Origin of the sequence: Burkholderia sp. BCC0044 (assembly GCF_902832955.1) — a bacterium.
Taxonomy (GTDB): Bacteria; Pseudomonadota; Gammaproteobacteria; order Burkholderiales; family Burkholderiaceae; genus Burkholderia.
The window spans coordinates 1-13,990 of sequence record NZ_CADFDO010000011.1 but is presented as its reverse complement, the minus strand read 5'-3'; the positions used below and the strand labels follow the sequence as shown (position 1 = coordinate 13,990).

The window sequence follows — 13,990 nt, the reverse complement described above, 5'->3', positions numbered from 1 at the left end:
GCGATGACGACGAACGATCATCCGCTCGCCGCACGCAGCATGTCGTCTGCCGGCGGCTACGACCGTGTCTGCCTGCTGGATGCCGGCGACCTCGACGCGATGCGCGCAGCGGCCGATGCCGGCGACGCGGCATCGGACGGCGTAGCGGCTACGGCACTCGATGCATACGCGCGCATCGCTCGACTTCGCGAGGCATTGCATGCACCCGGTTCCGGGCGGCTCGCCATCGTCGTCGACGATCCTGAAATTCGTCGCACACGCGAATTCGCGTCCTTGCCCCGAACGCTTGCCGCCGCGCTCGACGTTGCGGCAGCATCCGTCGAAAACGCCAGCATCGTCGTGCTCGGCGACGCGCTTGCGGACGGCACGGCGGCCATCGGCGCCGCGGGTACGGTATCGCGATCGTCACTCGACACGCTCGCCGACGCGGTCGCGGAAACCGTGTTCGAGGTACGCCGCCGCGTCGATACGTACTTCGAGCAAGAACCGCTGACGTTGCCTGCCGAAGCGGCCGGCACGGCTTGCCTGCTGACGGCCGAAGCGGTGCTGGCGTGGCTAGCGACGGAAGCGTCGCCTGGCCTTCACGTCGTGCATGGTGGCCGGCGTATTACGTGGCGCGAACTCGCCGAAAGCGTCGCGCGCTGGGTGCCGGTTCCGACTCGAACCGACGCCGCCCAGGCCGGCCCGGACGCCATTCTCGCTCTACTCGAAACGAATCTGAAGCATGCCGAACGGATACTCGGATATGCGGACGACGCGCACGTGCCCCCGGCCGACATCCGTTCCCACCGGCTGCACTGCGACGGATTCGACTGGCAGGCTCGAATCGCTGCGCGCGTCGCCGCTCACGCTGCCCTGCACGAACGGCGCAGCCCACCGCGGGTTGTCGACCTGCCGTCGGCGCGCCGGATCACGACCGGCAGCGGGCATGTGTATCTGAATGCGGGGCGCGGCTCGCGGGCCATGTTGCTCATCAATGCATTCGGCATCCCGCACGACGTGTGGCACGACTTCGCAACCGGATTGCCGTCGGATTTCTCCGTCTACCTGGCGGACGACGCAGACGACGCGCCTGCCGATTCCGGACTGACACGCGCGTACTATTCGGCCCCCGACGCGCCTGACCGCTACGCGCGCGGCGTGACCGAATTGCTCGACGTCGAGGGCATCGACGCGATTCACGTCGCGAGCTGGTGCGGGGGCGCCCGATATGCGCTGGCGCTCGCCCGCGCACTGCCCGGCCGCATCGCGTCGATGAGCCTGATCGCGCCGTCGTTCGCCGGCGCACAGGACTACGACGGTGCGGACAGCGCGTACGAAAACAATCTCAATACGATGTGCTCGCTCGTCGCGCGCATGCCGAAGGCCGCGGACAGCATGGCCAAATCGATGATCGGGCTGCTGGACAAGCGGGCACGAAGCGACGCGCGCGAAGGCGGACATGCGTCGATGTTCGCGCTGCCCGATTCGGCGACGCGCCACTGGCTGCACGCGCCGTTCGTGTCGGCGGAGAACATGATCGAATACAGCCAGCAATTGCTGAACTTTCGTGCCCATCGAATCGAGGCCGAGCGCGACGCATCGATCGCCGGCATCCCTGCGCTGCTCGTGACCGGGGAATACGACGAAATGACATGCGCGATCCGAGCGCGAGCCATTACGTCGGCCCAGCTGCGCCCGATCCAGGTCGAGCTCCAAGGCGGCAGTCATCACATGGTTCATCAGAATGCGGCGCTCCTCGCGCAACTCGTCCGCATGTTCGTCGACGATCCGGCGCTGACACCCGACGCACTGCCGCACCCGAGACTGCGCTTCGTCCCGGCGGCCGACCGTGGCGAGATAGAGATGGAATCGGGCGAACTGTGACGCACGAGCCTTCCGATGCCCGTTCGGACAGTTACAGGCCCGGGGCATCGATCACTAAAGTCGCACTGTGAAGCAAGCCGGATCACACGCGGCCGATCGCGTCGTACAACTCGCAAACGACGCACAAGCCAACGCCAACCCGCTGGTCGGAGATGTCGAATGTACGCAAACAGCCTTGTCGAACTGATCGGCGATACGCCGCTGCTGTATCTGAAAAGCCTGTCGAATGAACACAGGCGAATCCGCGTGTATGGAAAGCTCGAGTGCTACAACCCCGGCAACAGCGTCAAGGACCGAAGCGCGCTGCAGTTGCTGCGCCAGGCCGAGCGCGACCACGGCCTCAAGCCGGGCTGGTCGATCGTCGAATCGACGTCGGGCAACATGGGGCACGCCCTTGCGATGCTGTGCGCGACGCGCGGCTATCGCTTCATTTGCGTGCTCGACCCGAAGACGCCGAAGACGAATGCCAATCTCGTGCGAGCCTTCGGCGGAGAGGTCGAGATGGTGGAACACCCCGACGAGACGGGCAGCTATCAGCGCAAGCGCATTGCGGTCGCGAAGGCGATCGCCGCGAGCGTGCCGAACTGCGTGAACCTCGATCAGTACAACAATCCGGCCGCGATCGACGCCCACTATTACTCCACCGGGCCCGAAATCGTCGCCCAGCTCGCCGATCGGCTCGACGCCGTGATCGTGTCCGCGAGCACCGGCAGCCATCTGAGCGGCATCGCACGCTATGTGAAGGAGCGCGATCCGGCCACCCGCGTGATCGGTGTCGAGCCCGACGGTTCGGTCGTGTTCGGCGGCACCTACCGGCCGCATCTGCAGAACGGCGCGGGGCTCAGTTTTCAGCCCGGCAACATCCTGATTCATCTCGTCGACGACACGATGCGCATCGTCGATCGCGATGCGTTCGTCGGCTGCCGTCGCCTCGCGCTCGACGAAGGGCTGCTGCTCGGCGGTTCGTCCGGCGCGATCGCGCAGGCCGCGCGCCGCTACGTCGCCACCCTGCAAGGTCCGGCCAACATCGTGCTCGTGCTGCCCGACAGCGGCACCAAGTATCTCGACACGATCTACGACGATCAGTGGCTGATCGATCATGGCCTGCAGGCCGTGCTCGACGACCTGTGCACCTCCACGACCCCGCCACGCGCCGAAAGCGCCGTGGCCCTCGAAACCACGTGATCCAGGGAAGGGACACTCATGAACGACTCCATCCGTACCTTGCTTGCCGACGGCGCACAGTATCCGATCGCGTTGCCGAAGGCCAACGTCACGCATGTCACGTATCGCTGGACGAACGGCGTCGACGATGCGCTGGGCGCGCAGATCGTCGAACTGATGCGGCGCACGAGCGAAAGCGCGCCGATCATCGGCTTCGCCGAAACGATCACGGACGCGGAAGCGAACCGCTATCTCGAGGAACTGCGCTCGAATCTCGCCGCGGAGAAGGTTCGCCTGCTGACGATCTTCGCGAACACCGGGCAGCTGATCGGCCTGTGCACGTTGCGCCGCAACCTGAACCCCAACAATCGCCATATCACCGATCTCGCGAAAGGGATGATCCATGACGCGTGTCGCGGCGGTGGCGTGCTGCCCGCCGCGTTCGTCGAGATTGCGCTGCAATGCGATCGGGACAATGTCGAACTGTTGACGCTCGACGTGCGAGACGGCACGCCCGCTCACCGGGTATGGGAGCACTACGGTTTTCAGACGTGGGGCACGTTGCCGGACTACGCGCGGGCGAACGGGAAGATGCACGCCGGTCACTTCATGATGCAGCGCGTCGCGGACCTCAAGGAACGTGCGCTCGGCATGCTCGTGAGTCGCGACGCCGACCGCATCGCCCCCGCCCCCGCCCAAGCATCGGTATGAGCCACGCCATCTACGACGGGCCGATCATCGACTCGCACTGCCACATCGCGTCGACGCGCTTCATCCCCATTGCGTTCCTCGAGGGATTCTGCGCCAACGTTCATGTCCGGCTCGTCGCCAATGGCGTACGGAAATCGCGCGCGGAACTGCTCGATACCTATCTCGCGCAAAGCCAGGACCACTTCGGCGATGCCCTGGTGGCCGACATGACGTCGGCCGGCATCGAGCAGGCCGTGCTGTTGCTGCCCGATTTCACGTACGTGATGAAGAGCGAGCTCACGATCGCCGAGATGTATGCCGAGCATCATGCGATTCTGCAGCGTCACGGCGAACGCTTTCACGTATTCGGCGGCATGGATCCGCGTTGGGGCGCGGACGGTGTCGCGTTGTTCGAGAAAGGCGTGGTCGAGTACGGCTTCTCCGGATTGAAACTCTATCCGCCGTGCGGTTACAGTCCGAGCGACAAGCGCCTGTACCCGCTGTATGAAATCTGTCGCGCCCACCGGTTGCCGGTCCTTCTGCACGTGGGGCCGACCAGCCCGGCGCTCGAGTTTGCGTACTCGCACCCGGATCTGCTCGATCGCGCGGCGTTCGATTTTCCCGATGTGAACTTCATCCTCGCGCACGGCGCCGTCCATCACGTCGACGCCTGCGCGCGACAGTGCGCGTATCGGCCCAACGTGTATCTCGACGTCAGCGCATTTCTCGGCTCGCAGCATCCTCAGGGATGGTCGGTCGCGCTCGCGGAGCTGTTCCGCATGAACATCAATCACAAGATTCTGTTCGGCACCGACTGGCCGGTGTTTCGCAACTCGGGCGGCCATCGCAAGGTCATGGAACAGTTCCTCGCCGCCGACGGCCCGCTCGCGGCAGTCGCGCCGGTGCAACGCAAGTGGTTGATGTCGGGCAATACGCGCGCACTGCTGCCGGCATCGCGCACGATCGATGCGATCGCGTGATGCCGGCCGTCGCGCGCGGCGGCGGTCCCGTACCCACCATCGGCTTGCGACTGCCGCGGTGATCGGCGCCATGGTCGTGTGGATCGCATGGCCGGATCCCGCGGCCGATGCAGTGGCCGAAACCGCCGACGCGCCGGACCACTGGCGCGCCGACGAACGTGCGCAACTCGAATCGATGCGCCTGCCCGCGAACGTCGTCGTCAAAGTCGACCCGTCGAATCGCGTGGCCGCGTCCGCACAAGCGGCGCAGCTCGGCAAGCGTCTGTTCTCCGATCCGCGGTTCAGCCGAAACGGCGCGATCGCCTGTGCAAGCTGCCACACCCCCGACCGCCAGTTCGAAGACAGGCGACCGCTGGCGATCGGCCTGGGCATCGGCGTGCGTCGCACGATGCCCGTCATCGGCACGACCGATGCGCCGTGGCTGTTCTGGGACGGCCGCAAGGATAGCTTGTGGTCGCAGGCGATCGGGCCGATCGAGGATCACAACGAACACGGCGGCACCCGGCTGCGCGCCGCCCATGTGCTTGCCGAGCACTACCGCAGCGCTTACGAGCCGCTGTTCGGACCGCTGCCCGACCTGAGCGCGCTGCCGCGCGACGGCGGCCCGCTCGGCACGGACACGGAGAAAGCGGTATGGCAACGGCTCGATGAACGCACCCGCACCGACGTGTCGCGCGTGTTCGCGAATCTCGGCAAGGCGATCGCGGCGTATGAAGCGACGCTGCAGTACGGGCCTTCGCGCTTCGATACTTACGTCGACGGCGTCCTGACCGGCGACCCGGCCAAGCTCGCCGCGCTGACCCCGACCGAAAAAGCAGGCCTCCGCCTGTTCGTGAGCAAAGGCCAATGCATGACCTGTCACACCGGGCCCATGCTGAGCGACCGTCAGTTTCACAACATCGGCGTACCGTCGCGTAACGGGACGGCTGCCGATGCCGGTCGCGCGGCGGCGATCGACAAGGTACTGCACGACGAATTCAACTGCCTGGGGCCGTTCAGCGATGCGAAGCCCGAGCAGTGCGAGGAGCTGCAATTCATCTCGACCGACGATCCGCACATGCTCGGCGCATTCAAGACGCCGAGCCTGCGCAACGTCGCACTGCGGCCGCCATACATGCACGCGGGCCAATTCGCGTCGCTCGACGCCGTGATGCGCCACTACGCCGATGCGCCCGCGGCCACGATCGGCCACAGCGAACTGAAACGGATCGCGTTGTCGGAAGACGAGCAACGGCAACTCGTCGCGCTGCTCGGCGCGTTTTCCGGCCCCATCGTCGAGCGCTGAGCGCGCGCGCCGCCGTTCGTCAGCGCGACGCGTCGCGAACGGCGACGCCCATCACCTTGACCTGGCCGCCGAACGGCAACGCAGCCGCCTGATAGACGGTTCGCGCAGGCCGGCGATCCGCCGGAAACAGGTCGGCATAAACGCCATTCACCTCCTCGAGTGCGCCGATGTCGGAGAACGCGATGTCGACGAACACGAGATCCCGTGGGCTGAATCCCGCCGCTTCGAGCGCACGGAACAGGTTCGCGAACGCGCGCCGCGCTTCTTCGGCCGGCGTCCCGGGCACGTAGTGGCCTTCGGCGTTCAGCGAAAGCTGGCCGCTGAGATAGCAGGTGTCGTTCGCGACCACGGCATGGCTGATCGGCGACGGCCACTGCGGCAAATCGTTGCCCGACGTCACATAGTGTTTCATGCGCTTCTTCTCCTTGAAGCAGGTGGCGCTGCCGCGTCACAAATAGTGCTTGACGAGCAACTGAAAGAGATTCGACTGCGGCAGCGCGCCGTATTCGGTCGACGACGCGCCCGCATTGATCTGCCATTGCAACGCGACATCGGTTCTGGGGAAGCGATAACGCGCCTCGAGCCACGTGAGCCGGCTGCGATCGGCGAGGTTCAACCTGACGAAACCGGAGAGATCCAGACGCTGGATCCATGCGTCCTGCCACCTGACCATCGCGAAGAGCCCGTCGCGCGTCGTGGGGTCCTGCTGGGCGGCCGCCAGCGTTCGATACGCGGCGTAGCCGGCCGGCGGGCCATTGCGCAGCGCCTGCCAACCCGCGCGATCGAGCGCGGCGCCGTCCCGGTCGTACTCCAGCGTGACGGAGAGATTGCGCGACGTCGTGCAGGTCGCGCCGGTCGCGAGTTTCCAGCGGAACGCGACATCGCTGTACGGCTGGCCGAGCGCGCGTGCCAGCGTCGACGGCCCTCGCCCGCCCGACCACTCGACGTATCCGACGCACGCGTTGTTGACGAGATGGACCAGGTTGACGCCGAATTGCGGCGAACTGCCGGGCTTCCCGTCGTCGTAGATCACGATCTGCGGCGACAGATCCGAGATGACGCGCTGGCTGAACTGCAGCATCCAGCGCGTGCGCTGGTTCGTTGCGCCGAAGTCCGGCGAGAACGACGCGTCGTTTGGCCGATCCGCTATCCGCGGCGCGACGAGCGCGCTGACGGAACCGTCGGCCCACAATTGCTGACCGCGCAGCATCACCGTGCCGAGCCGGTTCTCGCGCAGGCTCGCGGGATCCACCGAGGTCACGGAACGGACTGCGTTGTCGCGGAAAAAGTCGGTGGGGTTGTAGCCGGTGGCGACACCGAGCCGCACATTGACGCGACCGGCCTGCAGCAGCGTGCTACCGCTGCCCACGCGACCGTCCACATACAGCTCCTTCAGCGTGTTGATCGCGCCCGAGTCGCCGTCGAAGCGCCACGGACCGTTCAGGTCGAGTCGATCGGCGAAACTGATGCCCCAGCCATTCGAGAATGCATGACGCGCCGTCAGGTCGAGCGACAGGCGCGTGGCCGTCCGCGTGCCGCCTGGCCGCAAGGTGGCGAAACGCAAGCCCGGCTCGAGACTGAACTGGTACTTGCCGTCGTCGACCTTCTGCACCGGCGTCGCGTCGGCAAGCGCCAGTCCGGCCTCTTCCGCATCGTTCGCATGGCATACGCTCGCCATGCCGGCCAACGCGATACAGGCGATGCCGATTCGCGTCATCATTCAGGCTGGAAACGCGCCATGAAATCGGACTGGAACCAGGCATCCGGGATCTCCTTCGCCACATAGTCCGCATATCGCATCACGGTCACGAGATTCGGATTGAGCCCGTCGATGATCACGATCTCGGTGGGCCGCAACGCGCCGAGCTGCTGTTGAAAGCGTCGATAGAACGCCGTCTTGAGGAGCTTGCCGCTTTCGCTGAAGAAACGGGCCTTCACGGGGCGCGAGTCCGTCGTATCGATCCACATTTCGATCGAGTGATACGTCATGTCGGATACGCTCTGGACGAGCTTCAACCGGTACGCACGGCGCGTCTGGCGCTCGCCGTCCTGCACGTCCTCCTCCGCCTCGACCTGCGCACGATATCCCTGTGCGAAATTGACCGTGACCACATCGCCGTTCGACGCCTGCCCGAGCAAGCGTTGCTGCGGCGAAATGCGGATCGTCGCCTTGCTCGCCGGATCGAAAAACCACAGATCGTTGCCGCTCTTGAGCATCAGCTTGTTCGCGTCGCGCGCCGGCGCGGCGAATCGAATCAGGCTGCGAAACTGACCGCTCGTCGGGTTGATCCGCGAGTAGGCGGTCAGTGCGTTCGAATCCGTTTGCTTGCCGTCGGTGTACTGGGTCAGCGTGACATTCAGCGTGAACGGCTCGCTCGGGTTGCGAACGGCATCGCTCGCGGCGAGGATGCGCTGCGGATCGGGCGCGGCGTGTGCGGCACAGCAGGCGAGTGCGAGGATCGCGGCGGCGCCCAGGCGCGCCATCGAATGCGTCTGCATCGGAATCTCCGGGGCAAATACGGAATGACAGGGACGAGTTCGGCCCCCACCCGAAAACGGGCGGAGAACCGACAGGCTTGGGGAGGAACCAGGCGACGCTGCGACGCGCAGCTCAGTAGCCCGGATATTGCATCTGCAGTGCGACCCACGCGGCCGTGCGCTTGCCGAACTCGGACGAGATCGCATTCAGCGATGCGTCGAGCGCATGCAACGGGTAGCGCGTGATCGGCGCGGACAGCATCCGCGTCGGCGCGTCGACGCCGGCTACGCGATCGGGAACGATCGTCAGCCCGCGCCGGGTGCGCACCGGTTCGCGGCTCGCGGCCACCGTGTAGGCGGTCGAGCGGAACGTCGTCGAATAGGCGTCGGCCTCGAGCACGAGCGCGATTTCGTCGACACCCGGCGCGATCGGGATACCGAAATCCTCATGCGACCAGAACGACACGTAGTTGGTTGCGATCGTCGCCATCGCCGGCAACCCGAGGTTGAAGCGGTCGCTCGCGATCTCGGACGACCATGCAGGGCGGCCGAGTCGCTCGGCGACCTGCAGCGCGCGTTCGCGCCCGGCGAGCGCCTCGACGAGCGCCAGCGATACCGGAATCGTCGCGGTGACGCCGGTCGTCGTGACGACCTTGCCATCGGCAACGTAACGCTTGCCGTCGACCCAGCGCGTATCGGCAAACTTCTTGCGGAGATCGTTCATCGAGTACCAGTGCCCCGTTGCGCGGCGGCCTTCCAGCAGCCCCGCGCGCGCGACGACCCACACGCCGTCGCACACGCCGATGATCGTCGCGCCCTTCTTCGCCTGCTCGGCCACCCACGCAAGCAGCGCCGGATCGCTGTCGCGATGCACGGCCGGCACGATCACATAGTCCGCCCCTTGCGGCACGCGCTCGTCGAACTGGGCGGTGGTTTCGTCCGGGATGACGTTCATCGGGGCCGGGAACATCCGGATGGGGCCCGGCTTCGTCGCAAGCGCGACGAGATCCGCCGCGCCCGATTCGGCGACGATGCCATAGGGCACGACGTAATCGGTCAGCTCGGTATAGTAGTTTTCGCCGACGACGGCGACGATCGGGCGCGTGCGCCCGAAGCGCGGCTGATAGGCGGGCAGCCGGTCTGCGCGGGCCGCCGCGGGCGCGGCCGCGGCCGGCGCCGACGCTTCGCTCGCCGGCCCCGCATGGGCCATGTTCGCGATACCCGATGCAAACGGCGCGAGCAGCGCCATCATCCAGTACAGCATGACTTTTCGCATTGAAGCCTCTCCGTGAATGGAACTCATCCAGTAATCGGGCATGGCGCCCGTGTCGACCGTCATGACGCCGCCACCGGCGGCAACACGACGTTGAACGTCACGTCGTCGTCGCGCTGCGCGCCGCGGACCTTCAGCGTGATCGTCCACCAGCCGGGCATGCTGAACTTCATCCCTTGCAGCCGATACGTCCCGCTTGCGTCGCCGTCGACCACGCGAGGGCGCGTCGGCAGACCGTGCCCGTGCTGAGGCATCCCGCCGCTGACATCGATGCGCGCACCGTGCACGGGCTCGCCCGATGCACGCTTCACGGTAACGGTCCACGCATGGATCCGGTTCAGCGGCGGCGGTGTCGTCGGCGGTTCGAGCGTCACGACGTACGCGCCCGACGCGGTCGCTTGCGTCAACGACAGATTCAGACCCGCGGGAACCGGCTGCTCGGCCGGTGCGCCGCATGCCCCGAGCACGACGACGCAACTCCCGGCGAAGGCTAACATGACAATCCGCCGACGAATCGATTTCATCGAGATTTCATTGACGCCCGCGCCGATCGTGCGATCACGCATAACGGAGCGCATCGACGATCTCCATTCGCGACGCGCGGCGCGCGGGCAGCAACGCGGAAAGCATCGCCACCACGAGCAGGCCGATCGCGGTACCGACGATCAGGTCGTTCTCGCCCCACACGCGAATGATCAGCGGCACCGGCGAGCGGCCCGGCGGCGTCCACGTCAGGCCGCTGACGTTGATGACGCCGGCGAGCAATGCCGCGCTGGCGACGCCGAGCACCGCGCCGATCACGCCGAGCAGCAACCCTTCGCACAGGAACAGGCGACGCACGCCCGCACGGCGCAATCCCATCGCGCGCAGCGTGCCGATTTCCACCGTGCGCTCGAACACCGCCGTGCTCATCGTGTTGCCGACGGTGAACAGCACGATCGCGGCGATCAGGAGCGCGACGAAACCGAACAGCGTCGCGAACATCGCAAGCGCTTGACCGTAGAACGGGTTCAGCACCGTGTAATCGACGACTTCCGTGTCCGTACCGGCGAATTTCGTTTTGAGCAGCGTCTCGATCCGGGCCTTCGCGGCAGGCAAATCGGACGTATGGCGCAACTGCACGACGATCGCGGTGGCCTTCGGCTGCTCGGTGCCGTAGACCAGTCGCTGCGCTTGCGCGAGATGCAGGCCGACGTACATGTCGTCGTATTCCTTGATGCCCTGCCGTTCCGCCTTCACGACCTGCAGTTCCGCCACGTTCGGCGCACCGCGCGCGGTCGCCGCGAGCAGTTCGATCCGCCGGCCGCCCGTCTCGCCGGCCGGCGCCGCGCGCGTACCCTCGGCAAGCGCCGCGATATCGCCCGGAAGCGGCGAAGCCGTCGTGGTGTCCGCCGACTTCCTGGGAGGATTGCAGTCGGGTACCTTGAGCGGCCCGCACAGTTCGAGCACACGCGCGAGGCCGGTGCCGATCACGGCTGCGTCGCCCGTCGTGCCGGTCAGCGCCATCGGCGGGATCGTCACGGGGAACTGATAGTCGTTCCACGCGCGCATCCGGTTCTGGTCGTCGACGCGCACGCCGAGCGCGAGCGCGGTACGCGACAATCCCGCGTCGAAGTTGCCCGCGATGCCCTGCAATTGCAGCGTGGGCGTCGCGACGAGCACCATCGTCGCCAGAACCGGGTCGGCCTTCACCGCATCGATGATCGCCTCGTAGTTGTCGATCCCGTACTCGGAAGGATTGCCGCTGCCGAACTCGTAGAACCCCTTGCGTTCGATCTGCAGGTGGCCGCCGTACTTCACGTAATCGGTTTGCAGACCATACGTGATGTTGCGCGTATAGCCGCCGAACAGCAGCACCGCGTGCGCGCCGACGATCATCGCAAGCAGGGTCGTGATCGAGCGGCGGCGGTTGCGCAGCAGGTTGCGCAGCGCGAGCGAAAAGGTCTTCATGCGAACGCCTCCTGGTCGTCCGTGCGTGTCACGTCGGACACGGTCCCGTCGGCAATATGGACGACGTCGTCGCCCGCCGCGATGACCTGCGGATCGTGCGACGAGATCACGAACGACACGCGCCGCTCCCGTTGCAATCGCCGCATCAGCGCGATGATCTGCTGGCCCGTCTTGCTGTCCAGATTGGCGGTCGGCTCGTCCGCCAGCACGAGGGTCGGCGACGCGACGAGGGCGCGCGCGATCGCGACGCGTTGCCGCTGACCGCCCGACATCTGTCCCGGACGATGATGCATCTTGTCCGCCAGGCCGACCGCATCGAGCATGTCCCGCACCCTCGCCGCACGCTCGGACTCCGTCAATCGCGTGCCGGCGAGAAGCAGCGGATATTCGACGTTTTCGTGCGCCGTGAGCACCGGCAGCAGGTTGAAGTTCTGGAACACGAAACCGAGCCGGCGAGCACGGAAATCGGACAGCGCGTCATCCGACAGACGACCGACTTCTTCACCCGCCACGACGATGCGGCCGCGATCGGGCCGGTCCACGCATCCGACGAGATTCAGCAACGTCGACTTCCCGCTGCCGGACGCACCGGCAATGACGGTCAGTTTTCCGTCGCGGATGTCAAGCGTGACGTTGTGCAGCGCGGTCACGTTGACGGAACCCATCAGATACGACTTTTCAACGGCTTCGAGTATTACGGCGTTCATGGTCTCGATGTACGAAGTTGGCAGGCCGCGACAGCACGGTGCAGGACGATCGCGCAGCGCAGAATACCAACTTGCCTGCCGGGAAAAACCTGTTCGTTGGGGCAGCATCCGGGCGCGGACCGAATGCCGCGATCGCGTGTCGCGCTCCACATTCGCGCGCAATCACGACCGGGAGGGATCGTCAACCTGTACCCTCGAACGGCATACGTCGCCGGCCCTTGCGATTACGCTGCACGTCATCGGCGCGCCGCCCCGGATCGGATCGCGGCCGCGACGCGTCACGACTTCCGCTCTCAATCGGCATGCCAGTCAAGATAACGCCCTGGTTCATCCTGCATCGCCCGCAACCCGCCGCCACGCACCGGCTGTTCTGCTTCCCGTACGCCGGTGCCGGCTCGCTGCTCTATCGACGCTGGGCGCTCGATCTGCCCAGCTGGATCGAAGTCGTCGCAGTCGAACTGCCGGGACGCCAGACGCGCTTCTCGGAAGCGCCGCCCACGTCGCTGGATGCGATGACGGATGCATTGGCCACCGCCGCGAGCGGGCTTCTCGACAAGCCGTTCGGCACCTTCGGCTACAGCTTCGGCAGCGTCGTCGGCATCGAATGGTTGAAGGAGCTCGATCGACGCCGGCTTCCTCGGCCCATTCACGCGTTCTGTGCCGCGCACCGTGCGCCGCATGTCGCCCCTCGTCCGTTATCGATTCATCGGTTGCCGGAACCGGACCTCATCAATTGGCTGAAGACGATGGGCGGCACACCGGATGCGTTGCTGTCGGAACCGGACTGGCTTCGGCACTTCCTGCGCGCGCTGCGAGCCGATCTGGCGCTCGCCGAAGGGTATTGCACCGATACGCCTTTCGCGTTGCGGTGCGGGCTGACCGTATTTGGCGGCCTGCACGATCCGCATGTCGATATGGATGCGTTGCGCGAATGGCGCCGCTACAGCGACGGACCGTTTTCGCTTCATCGGTTCGACGGCGATCATTTCTTCATCCATGCGCGGGAGCGCGAGCTTCAGGATCACGTCGTCGCGACGCTGGCCGCACACGCCTAGTCTCGATACAGGGAAACGCTTGCGCCGGCAGGGTCGGCACCGGCTTTTTTTTCTCACAGCATCACGCGCTCGATCCCGCCATGGTTGGCCCGTGCGACATAATCGGCCATCCAGTTCTCGCCGAGCACCTGGCGTGCGATTTCGACCACGATGTAGTCGGCTTCGATGTTCGCGTCCTCGTTGTAACGCGACAGGCCCTGCAGGCACGACGGGCAGCTCGTCAGGATCTTCACGTCCGGACCGCTCGCGCCCGCCGCGGCCGGCGCCGGCGCTTCGCCCGCCACCACCGGAATCGCGCGCAGCTTCGCGGCCCCCTTGCGGATCTCCTCTTCCTTGCGGAAGCGCACCTGCGTCGACACGTCCGGCCGCGTGACCGCCAGCGTGCCCGACTCACCGCAGCAGCGATCGTTCTTCTCGATCCTGTAGCCGTCCTTCTCCGAACCCATCAGCTCGTTGACGAGCTTCACCGGGTCGATCGTCTTGATCGGCGTGTGGCACGGGTCGTGATACATGTAGCGCGTGCCCGTCACCCCGTCGAGCTT

At 66.0% G+C, this 13,990-nt stretch carries 14 protein-coding genes; 6 read left to right on the top strand and 8 right to left on the bottom strand.

What is annotated here, in order from left to right; translation table 11 throughout:
* Positions 1-3: 3 nt before the first annotated feature.
* The 5 genes from HWX14_RS35750 (at position 4) to HWX14_RS35730 (ending at position 5,985) form a co-directional block, all read left to right on the top strand.
* Complete coding sequence (locus tag HWX14_RS35750; RefSeq protein WP_175886738.1) at positions 4-1,866, top strand: alpha/beta hydrolase; 1,863 nt, start codon at positions 4-6, stop codon at positions 1,864-1,866.
* A 159-nt stretch (positions 1,867-2,025) separates the two neighbouring features.
* The gene (locus HWX14_RS35745) at positions 2,026-3,051 is read left to right on the top strand and encodes a cysteine synthase family protein (protein ID WP_244130409.1); all 1,026 of its coding nucleotides are present in this window, start codon (positions 2,026-2,028) and stop codon (positions 3,049-3,051) included.
* Between the two features lie 18 nt (positions 3,052-3,069).
* Positions 3,070-3,741 (top strand): GNAT family N-acetyltransferase, encoded by a 672-nt coding sequence (locus HWX14_RS35740; RefSeq protein WP_175886737.1) that lies wholly within the window; start codon positions 3,070-3,072, stop codon positions 3,739-3,741.
* Positions 3,738-4,700, top strand: a complete 963-nt coding sequence (locus HWX14_RS35735) for an amidohydrolase family protein (RefSeq protein WP_175886736.1) — start codon at positions 3,738-3,740, stop codon at positions 4,698-4,700. The genes HWX14_RS35740 and HWX14_RS35735 overlap by 4 nt, the downstream gene beginning before the upstream one ends.
* A 70-nt stretch (positions 4,701-4,770) precedes the next feature.
* A complete protein-coding gene (locus tag HWX14_RS35730) occupies positions 4,771-5,985 on the top strand; it encodes a cytochrome c peroxidase (protein WP_244130408.1) in 1,215 nt (404 codons plus the stop codon).
* A 19-nt stretch (positions 5,986-6,004) separates the two neighbouring features.
* Here the strand turns inward: HWX14_RS35730 and HWX14_RS35725 are convergent, their stop codons facing one another.
* From HWX14_RS35725 to HWX14_RS35695, 7 genes are all read right to left on the bottom strand, one after another.
* Positions 6,005-6,397: a RidA family protein gene (locus tag HWX14_RS35725; protein WP_175886734.1), complete on the bottom strand. Its 393-nt coding sequence runs from the start codon at positions 6,395-6,397 to the stop codon at positions 6,005-6,007.
* 36 nt (positions 6,398-6,433) lie between these two features.
* On the bottom strand, positions 6,434-7,705 hold the full coding sequence (locus tag HWX14_RS35720) for a hypothetical protein (RefSeq protein ID WP_244130407.1): 1,272 nt from the start codon (positions 7,703-7,705) through the stop codon (positions 6,434-6,436).
* Positions 7,702-8,484: an outer membrane lipoprotein-sorting protein gene (locus HWX14_RS35715; protein ID WP_175886733.1), complete on the bottom strand. Its 783-nt coding sequence runs from the start codon at positions 8,482-8,484 to the stop codon at positions 7,702-7,704. The genes HWX14_RS35720 and HWX14_RS35715 overlap by 4 nt, the downstream gene beginning before the upstream one ends.
* A 112-nt stretch (positions 8,485-8,596) precedes the next feature.
* Positions 8,597-9,739 (bottom strand): DJ-1/PfpI family protein, encoded by a 1,143-nt coding sequence (locus HWX14_RS35710; RefSeq protein ID WP_175886732.1) that lies wholly within the window; start codon positions 9,737-9,739, stop codon positions 8,597-8,599.
* A gap of 59 nt (positions 9,740-9,798) precedes the next feature.
* Positions 9,799-10,233, bottom strand: coding sequence for a FixH family protein (locus HWX14_RS35705; protein ID WP_244130406.1), 435 nt, complete (start codon positions 10,231-10,233; stop codon positions 9,799-9,801).
* 61 nt (positions 10,234-10,294) lie between these two features.
* Positions 10,295-11,686 carry an FtsX-like permease family protein gene (locus tag HWX14_RS35700; RefSeq protein ID WP_175886730.1) on the bottom strand — a complete coding sequence of 464 codons (1,392 nt, stop codon included), beginning with the start codon at positions 11,684-11,686 and terminating at the stop codon, positions 10,295-10,297.
* Complete coding sequence (locus HWX14_RS35695; protein ID WP_175886750.1) at positions 11,683-12,393, bottom strand: ABC transporter ATP-binding protein; 711 nt, start codon at positions 12,391-12,393, stop codon at positions 11,683-11,685. Before HWX14_RS35695 ends, HWX14_RS35700 begins: the two co-directional genes overlap by 4 nt.
* A gap of 218 nt (positions 12,394-12,611) precedes the next feature.
* Here HWX14_RS35695 and HWX14_RS35690 point away from each other — a divergent pair, with 218 nt between their 5' ends.
* Positions 12,612-13,448 carry a thioesterase gene (locus HWX14_RS35690; protein WP_175886729.1) on the top strand — a complete coding sequence of 279 codons (837 nt, stop codon included), beginning with the start codon at positions 12,612-12,614 and terminating at the stop codon, positions 13,446-13,448.
* Positions 13,449-13,501: 53 nt separating this feature from the next.
* Here HWX14_RS35690 and HWX14_RS35685 read toward each other — a convergent pair.
* Positions 13,502-13,990, bottom strand: a 489-nt coding sequence (locus tag HWX14_RS35685) for a DUF3400 domain-containing protein (protein WP_175886728.1), incomplete at its 5' end; no start/stop codon positions are given.